The organism is Streptomyces vilmorinianum (assembly GCF_005517195.1).
GTDB lineage: Bacteria > Actinomycetota > Actinomycetes > Streptomycetales > Streptomycetaceae > Streptomyces > Streptomyces vilmorinianum.
In genome coordinates, this window is the sequence record NZ_CP040244.1 from 6,867,398 (window position 1) to 6,889,364 (window position 21,967).

The window sequence follows — 21,967 nt, forward strand, 5'->3', positions numbered from 1 at the left end:
AACCACCATGGCCACTCCCCTGACCGCGGACCGGCTCGTCGCCGCGCTCCGCGCCGAAGGCGTCAAGGTCGTCGAACACGACGGCTGGCGCACCCACCACCGCAACCAGGCCGGAGCCTGGGGCCCCGTGGTCGGCGTGATGATCCACCACACCGTCTCCAGCGGCACCGCCTCGTCCGTCGAGCTCTGCTACAACGGCTACGCCGGCCTCCCGGGCCCGCTCTGCCACGGCGTGATCGCCAAGGACGGCACGGTCCACCTCGTCGGCAACGGCCGCGCCAACCACGCGGGCGGCGGCGACCCCTCGGTCCTGCAGGCCGTGATCACCGAGACGTACGGGGACCGGCCGCCCGTCCCGCGCGAACACCAGGGCAGCTCCGGCGCCGTCGACGGCAACTCCCGCTTCTACGGCTTCGAGTGCGTCAACCTCGGCAACGGCAGCGACCCCTGGCCGGCCGCACAGCTCGACGCCATCGAGCGGACGTCCGCCGCACTGTGCCGGGCCCACGGCTGGGGCGCCAAGTCCGTCATCGGGCACCTGGAGTGGTCCGACTGGAAGAGCGACCCGCGCGGCTTCGCCATGCCGGGCATGCGCGGGCGGGTCCAGAAGCGGCTCGCCGCGGCCCCCGCCAAGCAGCGGCCCCCGGCCGCCCAGGAGCCGTCCGCCCCGCGCTACCAGCCCTTCCCCGGCGCCTCGTTCTTCAAGAACAACCCCAGCTCCCCGATCGTCACCGCGATGGGCCGCCGGCTCGTCGCCGAGGGCTGCTCCGCGTACACCGTCGGCCCGTCCCCGCGCTGGAGCGAGGCGGACCGGCGCAGTTACGCGAAGTGGCAGCGCAAGCTCGGCTTCAGCGGCTCCGACGCCGACGGCTGGCCGGGCGCCATGTCCTGGAACGCGCTCAAGGTCCCGTACACCCGATGAAGGAGCCCCACATGTCCGAGGCCGCCAAGCGCACGGCCCGTACCGTCCTGCAGACCGCCGTCGGCATCGCGATCGTGCTCCCCGCGGTCGTCGACGCCTCCGGCGTCCCGGCGACCCTCCCCTGGGTCGCCGGGGCGCTCGCCGCCGCCGGCGCCCTCACCCGCGTGATGGCGATACCGGCCGTGCAGAACCTGCTGCCCTCGTGGCTGCGCACCTCCCCGGGGGCGGCCGATGACCGAGTCTGAACAGCACGACCCCGTCACCGTCGCCGTCGAGCTCGAGCGGCTGCGCGGCACGCTGGAGGCCGGCTTCGCCCGTGTCGACGGCTCGCTCGCGCTGCTCGTCCAGCGCAGCGACCAGACCGACAAGCAGCTCGCCGACATGGAGTCCCGGCTGGATGCCCTGGAGCGCGCCCGCTGGCCGCTGACCAGCATCGCCGCGCTCACGGCGAGCGCCGGCCTGATGCTCGCGATCTGGGAGCTGGCGGGCCGGTAGCGCGTACGCCGAAGGGCGGCACCCCGGCTTCGGGGTGCCGCCCTTCGGTTTCGAGCTACTTACTGGTTGTACGGACCGTAGTCGTAGTCCTCCAGCGGAACGGCCTGGCCGGAGCCGGTGCCGAACGGCGAGTAGTCGATGTCGTCGTAGCCGACGGCCGAGTACATCGCGGCCTTGGCCTCCTCGGTCGGCTCGACCCGGATGTTGCGGTAGCGGGACAGACCCGTACCGGCCGGGATGAGCTTACCGATGATGACGTTCTCCTTGAGGCCGATGAGGCTGTCGGACTTGGCGTTGATCGCCGCATCCGTCAGGACTCGGGTCGTCTCCTGGAAGGAGGCGGCCGACAGCCAGGATTCCGTCGCCAGCGAGGCCTTGGTGATACCCATCAGCTGCGGACGGCCGGAGGCGGGGTGACCGCCCTCGGTGACCACACGACGGTTCTCGGTCTCGAACTTCGAGCGCTCGACGAGCTCGCCCGGCAGCAGCTCCGCGTCGCCGGACTCGATGATCGTCACGCGGCGCAGCATCTGCCGGATGATGATCTCGATGTGCTTGTCGTGGATCGACACACCCTGCGAGTTGTAGACCTTCTGGACCTCGCCGACCAGGTGGACCTGGACCGCGCGCTGACCGAGGATCCGCAGCACGTCGTGCGGGTTGGTGGCACCCACGGTGAGCTTCTGGCCCACCTCGACGTGGTCGCCCTCGCCCACCAGCAGACGGGCACGCTTCGAGATCGGGAACGCCGTCTCGTCGCTGCCGTCGTCCGGGGTGACGACGATCTTCTTGGTCTTCTCGGTCTCCTCGATACGGACGCGGCCGGCCGCCTCCGAGATCGGGGCGACACCCTTGGGCTGACGGGCCTCGAAGAGCTCGACGACACGGGGCAGACCCTGGGTGATGTCGTCACCGGCCACACCACCGGTGTGGAAGGTACGCATCGTCAGCTGGGTACCGGGCTCACCGATGGACTGGGCGGCGATGATGCCGACGGCCTCACCGATGTCGACCAGCTTGCCGGTGGCCAGGGAGCGGCCGTAGCAGAAGGCACAGGTGCCGACCGCGGACTCACAGGTCAGGACCGAGCGGGTCTTGACCTCCTCGACACCCGCGTTGACCAGGGCGTCGATCAGGACGTCACCCAGGTCGACGTTGGCCGGCGCGATGACCTTGCCGTCCACGACGACGTCCTCGGCGAGCATCCGCGCGTACACGGAGGTCTCGACGTCGTCCGTCTTCCGCAGGATGCCGTCGGCACCCTTCTCGGCGATCCGCAGCTTCAGACCGCGCTCGGTGCCACAGTCCTCCTCGCGGATGATCACGTCCTGCGAGACGTCCACCAGACGACGGGTCAGGTAACCCGAGTCGGCGGTACGCAGGGCGGTGTCGGCGAGACCCTTACGAGCACCGTGCGTGGAGATGAAGTACTCCAGAACGGTGAGGCCCTCACGGAAGGACGCCTTGATGGGACGAGGAATCGTCTCGTTCTTGGCGTTCGACACCAGACCACGCATACCGGCGATCTGCCGCATCTGCATCATGTTTCCTCGGGCACCCGAGTCAACCATCATGAAGATGGGGTTCGTCTTGGGGAAGTTCTCGTTCATGGCCTCGGCAACCTCGTTGGTCGCCTTGGTCCAGATCGCGATGAGCTCCTGAGTGCGCTCTTCCTTGGTGATGAGACCGCGCTCGTACTGCTTCTGAACCTTCTCGTCCTGCGCCTCGTAGCCCGCGACGATGGCCTTCTTGGCCTCGGGCACGACGACGTCGGAGATGGCCACGGTGACGCCGGAACGGGTCGCCCAGTAGAAGCCCGCCGCCTTCAGGTTGTCGAGCGTCGCCGCCACGATGACCTTGGGGTAGCGCTCGGCGAGGTCGTTGACGATCTCGGAGAGCTGCTTCTTGCCGACGGAGTAGTCGACGAAGGGGTAGTCCTCGGGCAGCAGCTCGTTGAAGAGCGCGCGGCCCAGCGACGTACGCAGACGGAACGAGTCACCCTGCTGCCACTCCGGCTCGCCCTCCTCGGCGACCGGGGGAACCCAGCCGCGCGGCGGAACGGTGCCGATCGGGAAGCGGATGTCGACGGACGACTGGAGCGCGAGCTCGCCGTTGTCGAACGCCATGGTCGCCTCGGCCGTGGAGCCGAACGCGCGGCCCTCGCCCTTGGTGTCACGGAGCTCACCGTCGGTGGTCAGGAAGAACAGACCGAGGACCATGTCCTGGGTCGGCATCGTGACCGGACGGCCGTCGGCCGGCTTGAGGATGTTGTTCGAGGACAGCATCAGGATGCGGGCCTCGGCCTGCGCCTCCGCGGAGAGCGGCAGGTGGACGGCCATCTGGTCACCGTCGAAGTCCGCGTTGAACGCGGTGCAGACGAGCGGGTGGATCTGGATGGCCTTGCCCTCGACCAGCTGGGGCTCGAAGGCCTGGATGCCGAGGCGGTGCAGCGTGGGCGCACGGTTCAGCAGAACCGGGTGCTCGGCGATGACCTCTTCGAGGACGTCGTACACGACCGTGCGGCCGCGCTCGACCATCCGCTTGGCGCTCTTGATGTTCTGCGCGTGGTTCAGGTCGACCAGGCGCTTCATCACGAACGGCTTGAAGAGCTCAAGGGCCATGGCCTTGGGCAGACCGCACTGGTGCAGCTTCAGCTGCGGACCGACGACGATGACGGAACGCGCGGAGTAGTCCACACGCTTACCGAGCAGGTTCTGACGGAATCGACCCTGCTTACCCTTCAGCATGTCGCTGAGGGACTTCAGCGGACGGTTGCCGGGGCCCGTGACCGGGCGACCACGACGGCCGTTGTCGAAGAGGGCGTCGACCGCCTCCTGGAGCATCCGCTTCTCGTTGTTCACGATGATCTCGGGGGCACCGAGGTCGAGCAGACGCTTCAGACGGTTGTTGCGGTTGATCACACGGCGGTACAGGTCGTTCAGGTCGGAGGTCGCGAAGCGGCCACCGTCCAGCTGCACCATCGGACGCAGGTCCGGCGGGATCACCGGCACGCAGTCGAGAACCATGCCCTTGGGGCTGTTCGCGGTCTGCAGGAACGCGGAGACGACCTTGAGGCGCTTGAGCGCACGGGTCTTCTTCTGGCCCTTGCCGGTACGGATGATCTCGCGGAGGCGCTCGGCCTCCTCCTCCAGGTCGAAGGACTCCAGGCGCTTCTGCAGCGCCGCGGCACCCATCGAACCGTCGAAGTACGTGCCGAAGCGGTCACGCAGCTCGCGGTAGAGGAGCTCGTCGCCCTCCAGGTCCTGGACCTTGAGGTTCTTGAAGCGGTTCCAGACCTCGTCGAGACGGTCGATCTCGCGCTGCGCACGGTCACGCAGCTGCTTCATCTCACGCTCGGCACCCTCGCGCACCTTGCGGCGCACGTCGGCCTTGGCACCCTCGGCCTCGAGCTCGGCCAGGTCGGTCTCGAGCTTCTTGGCGCGGGCCTCCAGGTCGGAGTCGCGACGGTTCTCGATCTGCTGGCGCTCGACGGAGACGTGGGCCTCCAGCGACGGCAGGTCACGCGTGCGGCGCTCGTCGTCCACGAACGTGATCATGTACGCGGCGAAGTAGATGACCTTCTCGAGGTCCTTCGGCGCGAGGTCCAGCAGGTATCCCAGGCGCGACGGGACGCCCTTGAAGTACCAGATGTGGGTGACGGGGGCGGCGAGCTCGATGTGGCCCATCCGCTCACGGCGCACCTTGGCGCGGGTGACCTCGACGCCACACCGCTCACAGATGATGCCCTTGAAGCGGACACGCTTGTACTTGCCGCAGTAGCACTCCCAGTCCCGGGTCGGACCGAAGATCTTCTCGCAGAAGAGTCCGTCCTTCTCGGGCTTCAGGGTGCGGTAGTTGATGGTCTCGGGCTTCTTGACCTCGCCGTGGCTCCACTGACGGATGTCGTCAGCGGTAGCCAGACCGATCCGGAGCTCATCGAAGAAGTTGACGTCGAGCACTATGCGTCAATCCCTCTCAGGGTTGTAAGTCTTAGGGGTCTGAAACGGGGGTCCTGGGGCCGGCGGGGGGACCATCGCTGGTCCCCCTGCCGGACTCCCGTCAGACCTCTTCGACGCTGCTCGGCTCGCGCCGGGACAGGTCGATACCGAGCTCCTCCGCTGCGCGGAAGACGTCCTCGTCGGTGTCGCGCATCTCGATGGACATGCCGTCCGAGGACAGCACCTCCACGTTGAGGCACAGGGACTGCATCTCCTTGATGAGCACCTTGAAGGACTCGGGGATGCCGGGCTCAGGGATGTTCTCGCCCTTGACGATGGCCTCGTAGACCTTCACGCGGCCGGTCACGTCGTCGGACTTGATCGTCAGCAGCTCCTGGAGGGCGTACGCGGCGCCGTAAGCCTCCAGCGCCCACACCTCCATCTCACCGAAGCGCTGGCCACCGAACTGGGCCTTACCACCCAGCGGCTGCTGGGTGATCATCGAGTACGGACCGGTCGACCGGGCGTGCAGCTTGTCGTCGACCAGGTGGTGGAGCTTGAGGATGTACATGTACCCGACCGAGATCGGGTCCGGGAACGGCTCGCCGGAGCGGCCGTCGAACAGACGCGCCTTGCCGGAGGGGAGCACCATGCGCTCGCCGTCGCGGTTCGGGATCGTGTGCTGCAGCAGACCCGCGAGCTCGTCCTCACGCGCACCGTCGAAGACGGGGGTGGCGACGTTGGTGCCCGGGGCGACCTGGTCGGCGCCGATGGCCTGCAGGCGCTTCGCCCAGTCGTCCGCGAGACCGGAGACGTCCCAGCCGCGGCTGGCGAGCCAGCCGAGGTGGATCTCCAGGACCTGTCCCGGGTTCATTCGGGACGGGACACCCAGCGGGTTGAGGATGATGTCGACCGGGGTGCCGTCCTCGAGGAACGGCATGTCCTCGATCGGCAGGATCTTGGAGATGACACCCTTGTTGCCGTGACGGCCGGCGAGCTTGTCACCATCGGTGATCTTGCGCTTCTGGGCGACGTAGACGCGGACCAGCTGGTTCACGCCCGGGGGAAGCTCGTCGCCCTCCTCGCGGTCGAAGACGCGGACGCCGATGACCTTGCCGGTCTCGCCGTGCGGCACCTTCAGCGAGGTGTCACGGACCTCACGGGCCTTCTCGCCGAAGATCGCGCGGAGGAGGCGCTCCTCCGGGGTCAGCTCGGTCTCACCCTTGGGCGTGACCTTGCCGACGAGGATGTCGCCGGCGACGACCTCGGCACCGATACGGATGATGCCGCGCTCGTCGAGGTCGGCGAGGACCTCCTCGGAGACGTTCGGGATGTCCCGGGTGATCTCCTCCGGGCCGAGCTTGGTGTCACGGGCGTCGACCTCGTGCTCCTCGATGTGGATCGAGGAGAGGACGTCGTCCTGCACGAGGCGCTGCGACAGGATGATCGCGTCCTCGTAGTTGTGACCCTCCCACGGCATGAACGCCACGAGCAGGTTCTTGCCGAGCGCCATCTCACCGTTCTCGGTGGCCGGACCGTCGGCGAGGACCTGGCCCTCGATGACCCGGTCGCCCTCGGAGACGACGACCTTCTGGTTGACCGAGGTGCCCTGGTTCGAGCGGGAGAACTTGGCCATCCGGTACGTGGTGTACGTGCCGTCGTCGTTGGCGACGGTGATGTAGTCGGCCGAGACCTCCTGGACGACACCGTCCTTGTCGGCCTTCGGCACGTCACCGGCGTCGGTGGCACAGCGGTACTCCATGCCGGTACCGACGAGCGGGGCCTCGGACTTAATCAGCGGCACCGCCTGACGCATCATGTTCGCGCCCATGAGGGCACGGTTGGCGTCGTCGTGCTCGAGGAAGGGGATCATGGCCGTCGCGACCGACACCATCTGGCGCGGCGAGACGTCCATGTAGTCGACCTCGGTCGGCGGGACGTAGTCGACCTCGCCACCACGGCGGCGGACCAGGACGCGCGGCTCGGTGAAGCGGAGCTCGTCGCTCAGGGTCGCGTTCGCCTGGGCGATGACGAAGCGGTCCTCCTCGTCGGCGGTGATGTAGTCGACCTCGTCGGTGACCTGACCGTCGACGACCTTGCGGTACGGCGTCTCGATGAAGCCGAACGCGTTGACGCGGCCGTACGAGGCGAGCGAACCGATCAGACCGATGTTCGGGCCTTCGGGGGTCTCGATCGGGCACATGCGTCCGTAGTGGGACGGGTGCACGTCTCGGACCTCGAAGCCGGCCCGCTCACGGGAGAGACCACCCGGGCCAAGAGCCGACAGACGGCGCTTGTGGGTGAGACCCGACAGCGGGTTGTTCTGGTCCATGAACTGCGACAGCTGGCTGGTGCCGAAGAACTCCTTGATGGAGGCGACGACCGGCCGGATGTTGATCAGGGTCTGCGGCGTGATCGCCTCGACGTCCTGGGTGGTCATGCGCTCGCGCACGACGCGCTCCATACGAGCCAGACCCGTACGGACCTGGTTCTGGATGAGCTCGCCGACGTTGCGCAGACGACGGTTGCCGAAGTGGTCGATGTCGTCGGTCTCGACGACGATCTCCCGGCCCGACTCGCCGATCGTCTCGGTCTCGCCCGCGTGAAGCTTCACGAGGTACTTGATCGTGGCGATGATGTCGTCGGTGGTCAGGACACCGGCGTCCAGCGGCTCGTCCGCGCCGAGCTTCTTGTTCACCTTGTAGCGGCCGACCTTCGCGAGGTCGTAGCGCTTCGGGTTGAAGTAGAGGTTCTCGAGCAGCGTCTGAGCGGCCTCACGGGTCGGCGGCTCGCCCGGACGGAGCTTGCGGTAGATGTCGAGCAGCGCGTCGTCCTGGCCCTGGGTGTGGTCCTTCTCCAGGGTGGCGCGCATGGACTCGTACTCGCCGAACTCCTGCAGGATCTGCTCGGTGGTCCAGCCGAGCGCCTTCAGGAGGACGGTGACGGACTGCTTGCGCTTGCGGTCGATGCGGACACCGACCATGTCGCGCTTGTCGATCTCCATCTCCAGCCAGGCACCCCGGGACGGGATGATCTTGGCCGAGAAGATGTCCTTGTCGGACGTCTTGTCGATCGAGGAGTCGAAGTAGACGCCCGGCGAACGGACCAGCTGCGAGACGACGACACGCTCGGTGCCGTTGATGACGAAGGTGCCCTTGTTCGTCATGAGCGGGAAGTCGCCCATGAAGACCGTCTGGGACTTGATCTCGCCGGTCTCGTTGTTGGTGAACTCGGCCGTGACGAAGAGCGGGGCGCCGTACGTGAAGTCACGGTCCTTGCACTCGTCGATCGAGTTCTTCGGGGGCTCGAAGCGGTGGTCGCGGAAGGTCAGCGACATCGACCCGGAGAAGTCCTCGATCGGAGAGATCTCCTCGAAGATCTCCTCCAGACCCGACTTCCTGGGGACGTCCTGTCCCGACTCGAGAGCTGCCTCGACGCGAGCCTTCCAGGCGGCATTGCCGAGCAGCCAGTCAAAGCTCTCGGTCTGCAGCGCGAGGAGGTTCGGAACCTCGAGGGGCTCCTTGATCTTTGCAAAGGAGATGCGCAGCGGGGCGGTGCTGGCGCCGTTGTTCGTATTGGTCGAGGCGTTGCGCGAGGCGGCCAAGAGGGGGTCCTTCCGAGGGCTCGGACTCACTACGCGCGTACCGGTCCCCAGCGGAGCACGAGGGCGGAACTTTCCCGATTCGACCGAAAGGCCAGGTCAGGACAGTCTTGCCAACGATGCAGGTGCGAGGGTATGCCCCTGGTGACGGGCAGGGGGCAGCTAACAGGCAGCGCAAAGGGTCAGTGTAGCCACTTGGCCCACTGATGTCCAGGGCGAGTTTTTCGCGACCCTCGTTGTTCTCAACTCCGCCGTACCTCGCGCCATGCGGCGCACCTCGATACTGCCCGTTCCGTCGTCGATCCATGCCTCGGATACGGATCGTTGTGACGACGCGTCCTGAGAATTGCGCGCTGCGTGCGGTTCGTCAAGGCCCCCCGGTCCGCGGGGGCGCACGGCGAAGATCACCATACTCCGCCCCGGACGGCGCGCACGACCCTCGCCACGCCCGTCCCGGGTACGCCGAAGGGCGACCACCCGGATGGGTGATCGCCCCTCGAAGGCGCCTGAAGGGCGCCTGAGCGAGTCAGGAGACTCGCAGGGTCTTACTTGACCGTGACGGAGGCGCCGGCGGCCTTGAGGGACTCGGCAGCCTTCTCCGCGGCCTCCTTGGCGACCTTCTCGAGGACCGGCTTCGGGGTGCCGTCGACGAGGTCCTTGGCCTCCTTCAGGCCCAGGGAGGTGAGCTCACGCACGACCTTGATGACCTGGATCTTCTTGTCGCCCGCACCCTCGAGGATGACGTCGAACTCGTCCTGCTCGGCCTCGGCCTCGGCCGGGGCGCCCGCGGCGGCGGGGCCGGCGACGGCGACGGCCGCGGCGGCGGTGACGTCGAACTTCTCCTCGAAGGCCTTCACGAACTCGGAGAGCTCGATGAGGGTCATCTCCTCGAACTGCGCGAGCAGGTCGTCCTGGGACAGCTTCGCCATGATGGCGTCCTTCCACTAATTCGGCAGGTGCCGGATGTACATGTAGGCGGGCGTACGTTCGGCCCGCTGCGACCGTCGCCCTAGCGGGCGGCGATCATTGCGCGAGCCGAATTACTCGGCACCGCCCTGCTCGGCGAGCTTGACGCGAAGCGCCTCCGCGGTGCGGACGAACTTCGACGGCAGCGCCTGGAGGAGCGAGGCAGTCTGGGACTGCTTGCCCTTGAACGCGCCGGCCAGCTTGCTGAGCAGAACCTCGCGGGACTCGAGGTCCGCAAGCTTCTTGAACTCGTCGGCGGACAGCGCCTTGCCGTCAAGGACACCGCCCTTGATGACGAGGTTCGGGTTCTCCTTGGCGAAGTCACGCAGAGCCTTCGCCGACTCCACCGGGTCACCGGTGACGAAGGCGGCCGCGGTCGAACCAGCAAGCTGGTCGTCCAGCGCGGCGATCCCGGCCTGGTTGGCCGCAATCTTGGTCAGCGTGTTCTTCACCACGGCGTACTGGGCGTTCTCACCGAGCGAACGACGCAGCGTCTTGAGCTGCGCCACGGTGAGCCCCGTGTACGAGGTCAGCACGACGGCGTTCGAGCTGCGGAACTTGTCCTCCAGCTCGGCTACCGCGGCAGCCTTGTCGGGCCTTGCCATAGAGCGTCGGCCTCCTTCCGGGTGATGAGGACCGCTCAGAAGGGGCTGAACAAAGAGAAACGCCCCGGCGCAGGCGCACGGGGCTCAGCTCGACCGGATCGAACGATCCGGGAACTCATCCACGATCACCTGCGCGGGTCGTTCGCATCTCAGCGAATCCTTCGGCCGCCGCACCCTCTTACGAGCGCACGGCAACGACCAGCGGTCTTTGGCTTCTGTGGAAGAGTACGTGACGCCACGGGCACGGAGCAAATCCGCCCGTACGGCTCAGCTCTCGCCGAGGCCCTTCAGCATCTCGATCAGGTCCACGGTGTCCTTGGCGGGCGGGGCCTGGACGGTGGCCTGGGTGCCGTAGTCGGAGTAGTGCGCGGTCATGTTCATCGCGCCCTGGGGCATCTTCATCCCCACGACCATCTTCGCCGGGTAGCCGTCCTCGTTGACCCAGAGTTCGGTGTCGTACCCCGTGATGCCCGCCTTCTCGATGTTGGCGAGGAGGGTCTTGCGGTCCTTCTCCGGGATGAGCTCGTCATAGGCCTTGTTGGCGTTCAGCATGTCCTCGACGCTCAGCGTGCCCTTGTAGTGCTGGGTCGGGACGCCCTCGACCTTGGCCGGGCCGACGTGCTTGAGGTTCGGGGACTCCAGGAGCAGGGCGAGCTGCTGCGCGGGGTCCTGGTTAATGCCGTCCAGGCCCTGGGTCATCTGCTTCTGGAGGCTCTTGTCGCCGGCCTGCTCCGCGAGCGCGGCGAAGTCCATCTTCATCCAGCGCCTGCCGTCCAGCTGGGCGCCGTACTCGGTGCCCATGTCCATGTACATGACGTTGTCACGCATGATCACGCGGATCTTGTCGGGCATACCGGACTCGCCGGCCGAGCCGAGCATCGAGCCGTTCATCGTGACGTCCATGACAGCCGGGTCCCAGCCCTGCACACCGCTCATCTCGGTGGTGCCGGAGTCCGCCCCGGCGCCCGTCACGGAGACCGTCATCCGCACCTTCGCGGACTTGGCCTCGGCCGTCTTCGTGTACGCGGCCTGGATGACCTTCGTGACGGCCTCCTGGCTCTGCGCCTGCGGCTTCGGCTTCACAGGCGCCTCAGCGGCCTTCCCGCCCCCGTCGCCGTCCTGACAGCCCGCGACACCGGCCACCACGGCCACGGCCGCCAGCGAGACGCCCGCGCGCTTCCATGCGGACATACTCATGAGTCCCCACCCCTTGGTCATCTGTTCGTCGTTCCACCGAACGGTATCCCCCAGACAGAAACCGGCCCCCCGCGCCTCCGAAGAGGTGCGGGGGGCCGGTGACCACTCAGTGAGCCGGAAGGGCTCAGACCGCGGCCGGGTCCTCCTCGACGAGGAGGTTGCGGGTGCGGTTGGAGTCCAGCGGGATGCCGGGGCCCATCGTCGTCGTCAGGGTCGCCTTCTTGATGTAGCGGCCCTTGGCGGCGGACGGCTTCAGACGGAGGATCTCCTCCAGAGCCGCGGCGTAGTTCTCGACCAGCTTCGTCTCGTCGAAGGAGACCTTGCCGATGATGAAGTGCAGGTTCGAGTGCTTGTCGACGCGGAACTCGATCTTGCCGCCCTTGATGTCGTTGACAGCCTTGGCGACATCGGGGGTGACGGTGCCGGTCTTCGGGTTCGGCATGAGACCACGCGGGCCGAGGACGCGGCCGAGGCGGCCGACCTTGCCCATGAGGTCCGGGGTGGCCACCACGGCGTCGAACTCGTTCAGGCGCTGGCCCTTGGAGATCTCGTCGATGAGCTCGTCGGAGCCGACGATGTCGGCGCCCGCGGCGATCGCGGCCTCGGCACGGTCACCGGTCGCGAAGACCAGGACCCGGGCGGTCTTACCGGTGCCGTGCGGAAGGTTCACGGTGCCACGGACCATCTGGTCGGCCTTGCGCGGGTCGACACCCAGGCGGAAGGCGACCTCGACGGTGCCGTCGAACTTGGTGGTGGCGGTGTCCTTGGCGAGACGGACGGCCTCGAGGGGGGCGTAGTTCCGCTCCCGGTCGATCTTGGCGTCCGCGCCGCGGAGAGCCTTGCTGCGCTTCACTTCTTCTCCTGTTGGTTCAGGTATGGAGTCGTGGTCCGGGCCGGCGCTGGCCCTACCACTGAAAGGTCAGACGGGGGGTGATCAGCCCTCGACCGTGATGCCCATGGAACGGGCGGTGCCAGCGATGATCTTGGACGCGGCGTCCAGGTCGTTGGCGTTCAGGTCGGGGAGCTTGACCGTGGCGATCTCGCGGACCTGGGCGGCCGTCAGCTTGGCGACCTTGGTCTTGTGCGGCTCGCCGGAGCCCTTCTCCACACCCGCGGCCTTGAGGATCAGCTTGGCGGCCGGCGGAGTCTTGGTGATGAAGGTGAAGGAGCGGTCCTCGTAGACCGTGATCTCCACCGGCACGACCATGCCACGCTGCGACTCGGTCGCGGCGTTGTAGGCCTTGCAGAACTCCATGATGTTGACGCCGTGCTGACCGAGCGCGGGGCCGACCGGCGGGGCCGGGTTGGCCGCACCGGCGTTGATCTGGAGCTTGATAAGCCCCGTGACCTTCTTCTTCTTGGGAGGCATTGCTCTCTCCGGGTCCTAGTGAGAGTGTTCAGCCCGCCATCCGGTCATCCGGATGGAGGCATACCGCACAACGATAACGGGTATACACGCGCGGCTAAAAACCGAGCAGGTCAGAACGGCTGCGAGAGCCACTCTGACCTGGTCGGAAACCTGTGAGGTTAGTTCTTCTGGATCTGGTCGAAGCTGAGCTCGACCGGGGTCTCGCGACCGAAGATCTCGACGAGGCCCTTGACCTTCTTCGAGTCGGCGTTGATCTCGTTGATCGTGGCCTGGAGGGTGGCGAAGGGGCCGTCGGTGACGGTGACCGAGTCGCCGACCTCGAAGTCCAGGACCTGGACCTCGACCTTGCGGGCCGGAGCCGGCTTGCCCTCGGCCTCGGCGGCCTCGCGAGCGGCCTTCTCCTCGGCCTCGGGGGCGAGCATCTTGACGATCTCGTCGAGGGTCAGCGGGTACGGGTCGTAGGCGTTGCCCACGAAGCCGGTGACGCCGGGGGTGTTCCGGACGACGCCCCAGGACTCGTTCGTCAGATCCATGCGGACGAGAACGTAACCGGGCAGCTTGTTCTGCCGGACGTTCTTGCGCTCGCCGTTCTTGATCTGGACGATCTCTTCCTCGGGCACCTCGGCCTGGTAGATGAACTCCTCGACGTTCAGCGAGACGGCACGCTGCTCGAGGTTGGCCTTCACGCGCTTCTCGTAGCCCGCGTAGGTGTGGATCACGTACCACTCGCCGGGCAGGCCGCGCAGCTCGTCGCGGAGGGCCTGGATCGGGTCGACCGGAGCGGCGGGCTCCTCGTCGGCCTCCTCGGCCTCGTCAGCCTCAGCCTCGTCGGCCTCGGCCTCGACGTCGGTGTCCTCGTCCTCGGAGTCCTCGTCGGTCTCCACGGAGTCGTCCTCGACGTGCAGGGCGGCCTCTTCGGCCGCCTCGCCCGCACCGGCGTCAGCAGCCTCAGCCTGGTCCTCGTCGGCCGCCTCGAGGATGTCGAGCTCGTCCTCAGAAACGGACTCGTTCAGGTTCGGGTCAGACACGGTGGCTGCTTCTTCCTGGATACAGATTGTGGTGGAACAAGAAATCAGCCGAAGACGTACTTGACTGCTTCCTGGAAGCCATAGTCAATCACGGTCACAAGGCCGATCATGATGACGACGAAGACAATCACTACCGTGGTGTACGTCGTCAGCTGGCTGCGAGTGGGCCAGACGACCTTGCGAAGCTCCGCGACGATCTGTCGGTAGAAGAGCGCGAGACGGCCCAGAGGGCCCTTCTTGCCGCGCTTGCCGCCCTTACGGGCCTTCTTCTTCGAGTCCGGAGCCTCGTCCTCGGCATCAGGCATGTCGATGGAGCCCACGGCGTCCGTCACGCTTCTCACCTGATCCCGGGTCATGGCAGTGCCGTGCCGGGTGGATCCGCACGGCGGTGCATCGAAGTACGTACATGCGCACACATCCTGGCGGTGTGTGTAGCAGGGCCGGAGGGACTTGAACCCCCAACCGCTGGTTTTGGAGACCAGTGCTCTACCAATTGAGCTACGACCCTTTGTGGCTCCCCCAACCTACCGCATCGTGAGATGTGGTCGGTGAGGGCCAACGAGCAGTGAGTGTACGTGTTCATGAGCGCTGCGTCGAACAGAAAGCGCGCCAGACCTCTCGCGGACCCTCCGCAGGCCCTCGTACGACCGGGAATGATCGTTCCTGTCCGCTCCCTGAAACCTGTGTGCCGGGCGGGAAGCGGGTCTGGGACGATGGGCCGCATGAGCGCTGCTACTCCTCCGACCGAGCGCCGGGTCTCCGCCCGCATCGGTGCGATCTCCGAGTCCGCGACCCTCGCCGTCGACGCCAAGGCCAAGGCCCTCAAGGCCGCCGGGCGCCCGGTGATCGGCTTCGGCGCGGGTGAGCCCGACTTCCCCACGCCGGACTACATCGTCGAAGCCGCCGTCGAGGCGTGCAAGAACCCGAAGTACCACCGCTACACGCCGGCCGGCGGCCTGCCCGAGCTGAAGGCCGCGATCGCCGCCAAGACGCTGCGGGACTCCGGTTACGAGGTCGACCCGTCCCAGATCCTGGTGACCAACGGCGGCAAGCAGGCGATCTACGAGGCGTTCGCCGCGATCCTCGACCCGGGCGACGAGGTCATCGTCCCGGCGCCGTACTGGACGACGTACCCCGAGTCGATCCGCCTCGCGGGCGGTGTCCCGGTCGAGGTCGTCGCCGACGAGACCAGCGGCTACCGCGTCTCGGTGGAGCAGCTGGAGGCGGCGCGCACGGAGAAGACCAAGCTCGTCCTCTTCGTCTCCCCGTCCAACCCGACCGGCGCGGTGTACAGCGAGGCCGAGACCGAGGAGATCGGCCGCTGGGCCGTCGAGCACGGCCTGTGGGTGCTGACGGACGAGATCTACGAGCACCTGGTCTACGGGGACGCGTCCGCCGTCTCCCTGCCGGCGGTCCTGCCGGAGCTGCGCGACAAGTGCATCGTGGTCAACGGCGTCGCCAAGACGTACGCGATGACGGGCTGGCGCGTGGGGTGGATCATCGGCCCGAAGGACGTGGTGAAGGCCGCGACCAACCTGCAGTCGCACGCCACGTCGAACGTGAGCAACGTGGCGCAGGCGGCCGCGATCGCCGCCGTCTCCGGCGACCTGGACGCGGTCGCCACGATGCGCGAGGCCTTCGACCGGCGTCGCAAGACCATCGTGCGGATGCTCAACGAGATCGAGGGCGTCCTCTGCCCGACCCCGGAGGGCGCGTTCTACGCGTACCCGTCCGTGAAGGCCCTGCTCGGCAAGGAGATCCGCGGCAAGCGCCCGCAGAGCTCGGTCGAGCTGGCCGCCCTGATCCTGGACGAGGCCGAGGTCGCGGTCGTCCCGGGCGAGGCCTTCGGCACCCCGGGCTACCTGCGCCTTTCGTACGCGCTGGGTGACGAGGACCTGGTGGAGGGCGTGTCCCGGATCCAGAAGCTGCTCGCGGAGGCCCGCGACTAGTCTCGCCGGTCCCGCACGGGCCCCTGGTTCTCCGGAACCAGGGGCCCGCTTTTACGTTCTAGCAAGGTCCCGATCGGGGAAAGGGGCTGTCCTCGTCCATTCGGGTGCGGCAAGATCCCCCAATGGAGCACGTTTCACGCGACATCAGCCTGCTGCCCAAGGCCCACCTGCACCTGCACTTCACCGGTTCGATGCGGCCCACGACGCTCATCGAGCTGGCCGACAAGTACGGCGTCCACCTCCCCGAGGCGCTGAGCAGCGGCACACCGCCCAAGCTGCGGGCGACCGACGAGCGCGGCTGGTTCCGCTTCCAGCGCCTGTACGACATCGCCCGGTCCTGCCTGCGGGAGCCGGAGGACATCCGGCGTCTCGTCCGCGAGGCGGCCCAGGAGGACGTGCGCGACGGCTCGGGGTGGCTGGAGATCCAGGTCGACCCGACCTCGTACGCCCCTCTGCTGGGCGGCCTGATCCCGGCGCTGGAGATCATCCTGGACGCGGTCGACGCGGCCTCGCGGGAGACCGGGCTCGGGATGCGGGTCCTGGTGGCCGCGAACCGTATGAAGCACCCGCTGGAGGCCCGCACGCTGGCGCGGCTCGCGGTGCGGTACGCGGACCGGGGCGTGGTCGGGTTCGGGCTCTCCAACGACGAGCGCCGGGGCATGGCCCGCGACTTCGACCGCGCCTTCGCCATCGCCCGCGAGGGCGGCCTGCTGGCGGCGCCGCACGGCGGGGAGCTGACGGGTCCGTCGTCCGTACGGGACTGCCTGGACGACCTCCGGGCGGCCCGGGTGGGCCACGGGGTGCGGGCGGCGGAGGACCCCCGGGTGCTGCGCAAGCTCGCCGAGAAGGGCGTGACCTGCGAGGTCTGCCCGGCCTCGAACGTGGCGCTCGGGGTCTACGAGAAGCACGAGGACGTTCCGCTGCGGACGCTCTTCGAGGCGGGCGTCCCGATGGCCCTGGGCGCCGACGACCCGCTGCTCTTCGGTTCACGCCTGGCCGCCCAGTACGAGATCGCCCGCCGGCACCACGCCTTCACGGACGCGGAACTGGCCGAGCTGGCCCGCCAGTCGATCCGCGCCTCGGCGGCACCGGAGGACATCAGACAGAAGCTCCTCTCGGGCATCGACGACTGGCTCTCGACCCCGACCACGTAGGGGTGCCGCCGCCCCGTTGTGAGCCTCCGCCCCACTGGGCGGTGCCCGCCACCCCTGTCGTGGGCCTCCACCCCGCTGGGGCGGTGCCCACCCTCACCCCTCCCGGGGTTGTGGGCAGACGTCCCACAGGACGGTGCCCACCCTCACCCCTCCCCGGGTCGTGGGCAGACGTCCCACAGGGCAGTGCCCACCCTCACCCCTCCCCGGGTCGTGGGCAGGCGTCCCGCAGGGCAGTGCCCACCCTCACCCCTCCCCGGGTTGTGGGCAGGCGTTCCGCAGGGCGGAACGGGTGGGCACAACCCGACAACGGCGCCGCACCCGTGGGCACCGCAGGCACGGGGAGCCTGGGCCCGGCAAGGGCGCCGTCCCGTGTGCCCACCCGTCCCGCCCCAGCGGGACGAATGCCCACAACGGGGGTGGCGGAGGTAGGGGCGGGCACCGCCACAGCGGAACCAAGGCCCACGACGGAGGCGGGTGGCCGGGTACGGGCGGGCACCGCACCGGCGGGGGTGGCGCGGTTCGCCGTCGCGGGTGAGCGCCTGGAGGTCTACCGCGCGGACCTCACGGACCCCGACGCCGACGGCTACGCGCAGTCGTCGCCCTTCCCCGCCACCGGGCGGTACGTGCTCGTGCGCGGGCTCTCGCCGGGCAGGCTCGGCCACTCCAGGACCGCCGTCCCGGGCGAGGTCAGGGTCATGAACGCGGCCAGCGGCAGGTCGTTCACCCAGTCGATCGCCTCGGTCGTCCCGTCCCGCCCGGCCTCGGCCCGCCACAGCCGCCCCCCGAAGACCGCGTAGCGCATCCCGCACTCCTTGGTCATGTCGTACGGGTACCGGACACCCAGGACCGGCCGGTCCGGGCCGAGCGTGGCGGCCGGCGCGTCCCCGTACCGCCGCTCGGGCTCCTGCGCGAGGCACTCCGGCGCGGGCCCCGCCAGCGGGCGGAAGACGATCGCGGGCATGGCCGGCGTGTCCGTCTCGAAGACGGCCGAGTCCGGCTCGGAGCGGGCGCGCCGGCCGTCCGTCCAGCTCATGTAGCCCCGCATACGGTCCGCCGCCCACCTCACCGTGGCCGAGGATCCGCCGTCGGCCCGCTCCCAGACCCGCCCGCCGAAGGCGGCGTACCGCAGGTCGCAGACGGCCGACAGGTCGTAGCGGTAGCGCACGTTCTCCACGGGCGCGTGGGGCCCGGTGTCGAGTGGGTCGTGGGGTCCGGAAGGGGGCTGGGGCCGGTACTTCCCCTCGTACGGATACGAGGGGGTGGCCGGCCCGGCGGTCGGGCCCGAAGGCAGGGCGGGCGGCGCCTGCTCCGACCAGCGGACGCCGAGGATCGAGCCGCCCGCGACCACGAGCGTCGCCGCTCCCGCCACGAGCGAGCGCCGTACGTGCCGGATCCGCCGCCCGCGCCCCACGACCTCGCCGACGGGTGCCGGTCCCGCGTCCCCGTCGGCCAGCGCGCGCAGTCCGCGCCGCAGAGCGTCCTCGGAGTGCTCGTCCATCACGCGCCCCTTCCCGCGTATCCGGCGAGCGCGCCCCCGGCGCGCAGCCGTTCCAAGGCCCTGTTGGTACGGCTCTTGACCGTCCCGGGCGAGCAGCCGAGCAGCTCGGCCGTCTGTTCCACGGACAGGTCCTCGTAGAAGCGGAGCACCACCACCGCGCGCTGGGCGCGGGGCAGGGAGGCGAGCGCGCGGGCCAGTTCGAGGCGAGCGTCCGCGCCTGCGGCCATGTCGTGTGCGTCGGGTGCGCTGTCGTTCTCGGGGCGCACGACCTCGGTGTGCCAGCGGCGGCGGCGCCAGGTCGCGTAGAGGTTCACGACGACCTTGCGGGCGTACGCCTGGGGCGAGTCCCAGCGCGCCGAGCCGCCCCAGCGCAGATAGACCTTGACCAGCGCTGCCTGGACGAGGTCCTCGGCGGCGTGCGGGTCGCCGGTCAGCAGCCGGGCCGTGCGGAGCAGCGAGGCGTACGCCGACTCCGCGAAAGCGGCGAAATCCGGTGGGCCCGTCCCCTCCACCGTTCCCCCTCGACGAGCGTGCGGCCCCCGCTTCCCGGGAGCCTGTCACCCACTCGACAACCTGGGGAACCCGAAGGGTTCCACGGAATGCTCAGATGCTGACGCCGACCGTCACCGGCTCGTTCACCAGCGTGATCCCGAAGGCGTCCCGTACGCCCGCGACGACCTCGCGGGCGAGTGCGAGGAGGTCCTCGGTGGTGGCCTCGCCGCGGTTGGTGAGGGCGAGGGTGTGCTTGGTGGAGATACGGGCGGGGCCGGAGCCGTACCCCTTGGTGAAGCCGGCCTTGTCGATCAGCCAGGCCGCCGAGGTCTTGACGTGGCCGTCCGTGCCCGCGGGGAAGGCGGGCGGGGTGACGTCGGGGCCGAGGCGCCCGGCCACGCGCGCGAGGAAGGTCTCGTACTCCCCCGCCGTCAGGATCGGGTTGGTGAAGAACGAGCCGGCGGACCAGGTGTCGTGGTCCTCGGGGTCCAGGACCATGCCCTTTCCTGCCCGCAGGCTCAGGACGGTCTCGCGGGCCCGGTCCAGCGGGACGCGGTCGCCGGCCTCGACGCCGAGGGTGCGGGCGGTCTCCGCGTACTTGACCGGCGCGGAGAGCCCGTCGGCGTCCTCCAGCCGGAAGCGGACGCGCAGCACGACGTAGCGGTCCGGGTCGGCCTTGAAGCGGCTGTGGCGGTATGAGAAGGCGCACTCCGCGTTGGTGAGGGTGACCGTCTCGTCGGCCCGGCGGTCGTACGCGACGACCTCGGTGATGGTGGCGGAGACGTCCTGCCCGTACGCGCCGACGTTCTGGATCGGGGTCGCGCCCGCGGATCCGGGGATCCCGGCCAGGCACTCGATCCCGGCGAGCCCGGCCTCGACGCTCCGTGCGACGGCGTCCGTCCAGACCTCGCCCGCGGCCAGCTCCAGCTTCGTGCCGTCGAGCTCGAAGCCCTTGGTGGCGATGCGCAGGGCGGTCCCGTCGAAGCCCTTGTCCCCGATGACCAGGTTGGAGCCGCCGCCGACGATCAGCAGCGGGGTGCCCGTGGCGTCCGCCTCGCGGACGGTGGCGATCACCTCGTCGTCCGTGGTGGCCGTGACGAGCCGGGTCGCGGGACCGCCGAGCCGGAAGGTGGTCAGGGGGGCGAGGGGAGCGTCGTGGAGTACCTGCACGCGCTCAAGAGTACGGGGGCGGCCCGGCCCGTCCGGGCAGGGCCGCCCCCCGGGGGGACGGTGAGCTCGCCGTCACACGGCGACCAGCTCGGGCTTCTCGGCCTCGGCGGACGGCCGGGCCGGCCGCCGCGAGGGCACGAACAGCGCCGCCACCGCTCCCAGGACGACGAACCCGGCTCCGACCCACAGCGCGGGCCGCAGTCCGTCCACGAACTCCTGCCCGGAGCCGTAGCCGCCCTGGGCGGCGAAGATCGAGGCCATCACGGCGACGCCGAGGGCTCCGCCGACCTCGCGCAGGGCGTTGTTGGCGCCGGAGGCGATGCCCTGCTCGGACGGGCGGACGCTGGACATGACCAGGCTGGCGGCGGGCGCGAAGTAGAGGGCCATGCCGATCCCGCTGATGATCAGGGCGGGCAGCTGGGCGGTGTACGCCATGTCGGGGGCGACGACGAGCGCGGACCAGCCGAGGCCGAGGGCCTGGAGCGCGAGACCGGCCGCGACGACGGGGCGGCCCCCGATCCGGTCGGACAGATAGCCGGCCAGGGGTGCCACGATCATCGGCATGCCCGTCCAGGGCAGCATCCGCAGGCCCGCCTCGGTCGGCGAGTAGCCGAGCACGCCCTGCATGTACTGGCTGAGCAGGAAGATCGAGCCGAACATGCCGAGGAACATCAGCAGGCTCGCCGCGTTGATCCCGCTGAAGGCGCGGCTGCGGAAGAGGCGCATCGGGAGCATCGGCGCCTTGGTGCGGATGCCGTGGTGGACGAAGGCGCCCAGGAGCGCGCCGCCCGCGATCAGGCCGGTGAGGACGGTTCCGCTGGTCCAGCCGTCGATCGGGCCGCGGATGAGTCCGTACACGATCCCGAAGAGACCGCCGCTGGCGAGCAGGGTGCCGGCGATGTCGAGCCGGGCGCCGGGGCCGTACGACTCGGCCAGGCGAAGCCGGGCGAGCGGCAGCAGGGCGAGGCCGATCGGGACGTTCAGCCAGAAGATCCACTGCCAGGAGACGTGCTCGGTGAGGGCGCCGCCGATGAGCGGCCCTGAGGCCACCGCGAGGCCGTTGACGGCGCCCCAGATGCCGTACGCCATGCCGCGCTTGGCGGCGGGTACGGCGGCGGTGAGCAGGGTCAGGGTGAGCGGCATCATGATGGCGGCGCCGACGCCCTGGACGGCGCGGGCGGCGATCAGGGTGTCGATGCCGGGCGCGAGGGCCGCGCCCGCCGAGGCCGCGGTGAAGATCCCGAGCCCGACGATGAACAGCCGCCTGCGTCCGAAACGGTCTCCGAGGGCGGCGCCGAACATCAGCAGGACGGCGAAGGTGAGGGTGTACGCGCTCACCGTCCATTCGAGGTCGTGGAGCGCTCCCCCGAGGTCCTCGCGGATCGAGGGCAGGGCGGTGGTGACGACGAGGTTGTCGAGGGCCGCCATGAAGCCGGCGGCCCCGGTGATGACGAGGGCCCAGACGGCCCCGCCGCGTCGGTCGGTCGTGTGCTCGTTCATCGCTGTCCCCTTCAGAGACGAGGTTAGTTATTGATGACTAACTTTCCCGGGCAGAGAAACGCCAGAACACCGGACCTCCGGAG

At 69.0% G+C, this 21,967-nt stretch carries 18 protein-coding genes and 1 tRNA gene; 5 read left to right on the forward strand and 14 right to left on the reverse strand.

The window, feature by feature from the left end; all coding sequences use genetic code 11:
• The first annotated feature begins 7 nt into the window (after nt 1-7).
• The 3 genes from FDM97_RS31885 to FDM97_RS31895 are packed head-to-tail and all read left to right on the forward strand — an operon-like array spanning nt 8 to nt 1,417.
• On the forward strand, nt 8-922 hold the full coding sequence (locus FDM97_RS31885; RefSeq protein WP_137993968.1) for a peptidoglycan-binding protein: 915 nt from the start codon (nt 8-10) through the stop codon (nt 920-922).
• An 11-nt stretch (nt 923-933) separates the two neighbouring features.
• Nucleotides 934-1,167 (forward strand): hypothetical protein, encoded by a 234-nt coding sequence (locus FDM97_RS31890; RefSeq protein ID WP_137993969.1) that lies wholly within the window; start codon nt 934-936, stop codon nt 1,165-1,167.
• Nucleotides 1,154-1,417: a hypothetical protein gene (locus tag FDM97_RS31895; RefSeq protein WP_137993970.1), complete on the forward strand. Its 264-nt coding sequence runs from the start codon at nt 1,154-1,156 to the stop codon at nt 1,415-1,417. The genes FDM97_RS31890 and FDM97_RS31895 overlap by 14 nt, the downstream gene beginning before the upstream one ends.
• A 59-nt stretch (nt 1,418-1,476) precedes the next feature.
• On the opposite strand, the gene FDM97_RS31900 is transcribed toward FDM97_RS31895, so the two are convergent.
• The 10 genes from FDM97_RS31900 to FDM97_RS31950 all read right to left on the reverse strand — a co-directional run bounded on the left by FDM97_RS31900 (nt 1,477) and on the right by FDM97_RS31950 (nt 14,629).
• Complete coding sequence (locus FDM97_RS31900) at nt 1,477-5,376, reverse strand: DNA-directed RNA polymerase subunit beta' (protein WP_137993971.1); 3,900 nt, start codon at nt 5,374-5,376, stop codon at nt 1,477-1,479.
• A gap of 100 nt (nt 5,377-5,476) precedes the next feature.
• Entirely contained in the window at nt 5,477-8,959 is a 3,483-nt protein-coding gene (rpoB, locus tag FDM97_RS31905) for a DNA-directed RNA polymerase subunit beta (protein ID WP_137993972.1), read from the reverse strand.
• Between the two features lie 542 nt (nt 8,960-9,501).
• Complete coding sequence (gene rplL / locus FDM97_RS31915) at nt 9,502-9,885, reverse strand: 50S ribosomal protein L7/L12 (RefSeq protein WP_093874561.1); 384 nt, start codon at nt 9,883-9,885, stop codon at nt 9,502-9,504.
• A gap of 111 nt (nt 9,886-9,996) precedes the next feature.
• Nucleotides 9,997-10,527 carry a 50S ribosomal protein L10 gene (gene rplJ, locus FDM97_RS31920; RefSeq protein WP_137993973.1) on the reverse strand — a complete coding sequence of 177 codons (531 nt, stop codon included), beginning with the start codon at nt 10,525-10,527 and terminating at the stop codon, nt 9,997-9,999.
• Between the two features lie 267 nt (nt 10,528-10,794).
• Nucleotides 10,795-11,724, reverse strand: a complete 930-nt coding sequence (locus FDM97_RS31925) for an SCO4651 family lipoprotein (RefSeq protein WP_137993974.1) — start codon at nt 11,722-11,724, stop codon at nt 10,795-10,797.
• A 124-nt stretch (nt 11,725-11,848) separates the two neighbouring features.
• On the reverse strand, nt 11,849-12,577 hold the full coding sequence (rplA, locus tag FDM97_RS31930; RefSeq protein ID WP_137993975.1) for a 50S ribosomal protein L1: 729 nt from the start codon (nt 12,575-12,577) through the stop codon (nt 11,849-11,851).
• Between the two features lie 81 nt (nt 12,578-12,658).
• The gene (rplK, locus tag FDM97_RS31935) at nt 12,659-13,093 is read right to left on the reverse strand and encodes a 50S ribosomal protein L11 (RefSeq protein ID WP_137993976.1); all 435 of its coding nucleotides are present in this window, start codon (nt 13,091-13,093) and stop codon (nt 12,659-12,661) included.
• A 158-nt stretch (nt 13,094-13,251) separates the two neighbouring features.
• Nucleotides 13,252-14,121 carry a transcription termination/antitermination protein NusG gene (nusG, locus tag FDM97_RS31940; RefSeq protein ID WP_137993977.1) on the reverse strand — a complete coding sequence of 290 codons (870 nt, stop codon included), beginning with the start codon at nt 14,119-14,121 and terminating at the stop codon, nt 13,252-13,254.
• A gap of 44 nt (nt 14,122-14,165) precedes the next feature.
• A complete protein-coding gene (gene secE / locus FDM97_RS31945; protein ID WP_137993978.1) occupies nt 14,166-14,453 on the reverse strand; it encodes a preprotein translocase subunit SecE in 288 nt (95 codons plus the stop codon).
• A gap of 103 nt (nt 14,454-14,556) precedes the next feature.
• A tRNA-Trp gene (locus FDM97_RS31950) sits at nt 14,557-14,629 on the reverse strand.
• A gap of 214 nt (nt 14,630-14,843) precedes the next feature.
• On the opposite strand from FDM97_RS31950, the gene FDM97_RS31955 reads away from it, so the two are divergent.
• Complete coding sequence (locus tag FDM97_RS31955; RefSeq protein WP_137993979.1) at nt 14,844-16,070, forward strand: pyridoxal phosphate-dependent aminotransferase; 1,227 nt, start codon at nt 14,844-14,846, stop codon at nt 16,068-16,070.
• Nucleotides 16,071-16,192: 122 nt separating this feature from the next.
• Nucleotides 16,193-17,224 (forward strand): adenosine deaminase, encoded by a 1,032-nt coding sequence (locus tag FDM97_RS31960; RefSeq protein WP_175439305.1) that lies wholly within the window; start codon nt 16,193-16,195, stop codon nt 17,222-17,224.
• A gap of 583 nt (nt 17,225-17,807) precedes the next feature.
• Here FDM97_RS31960 and FDM97_RS31965 read toward each other — a convergent pair.
• From FDM97_RS31965 to FDM97_RS31980, 4 genes are all read right to left on the reverse strand, one after another.
• On the reverse strand, nt 17,808-18,722 hold the full coding sequence (locus tag FDM97_RS31965) for a hypothetical protein (protein WP_137993981.1): 915 nt from the start codon (nt 18,720-18,722) through the stop codon (nt 17,808-17,810).
• The gene (locus FDM97_RS31970) at nt 18,722-19,234 is read right to left on the reverse strand and encodes a SigE family RNA polymerase sigma factor (RefSeq protein ID WP_137993982.1); all 513 of its coding nucleotides are present in this window, start codon (nt 19,232-19,234) and stop codon (nt 18,722-18,724) included. The genes FDM97_RS31965 and FDM97_RS31970 overlap by 1 nt, the downstream gene beginning before the upstream one ends.
• Before the next feature lie 91 nt (nt 19,235-19,325).
• Complete coding sequence (locus FDM97_RS31975; RefSeq protein ID WP_137993983.1) at nt 19,326-20,384, reverse strand: UDP-N-acetylmuramate dehydrogenase; 1,059 nt, start codon at nt 20,382-20,384, stop codon at nt 19,326-19,328.
• A 72-nt stretch (nt 20,385-20,456) separates the two neighbouring features.
• Nucleotides 20,457-21,884 (reverse strand): MFS transporter, encoded by a 1,428-nt coding sequence (locus FDM97_RS31980; RefSeq protein ID WP_137993984.1) that lies wholly within the window; start codon nt 21,882-21,884, stop codon nt 20,457-20,459.
• Nucleotides 21,885-21,967: the final 83 nt, after the last annotated feature.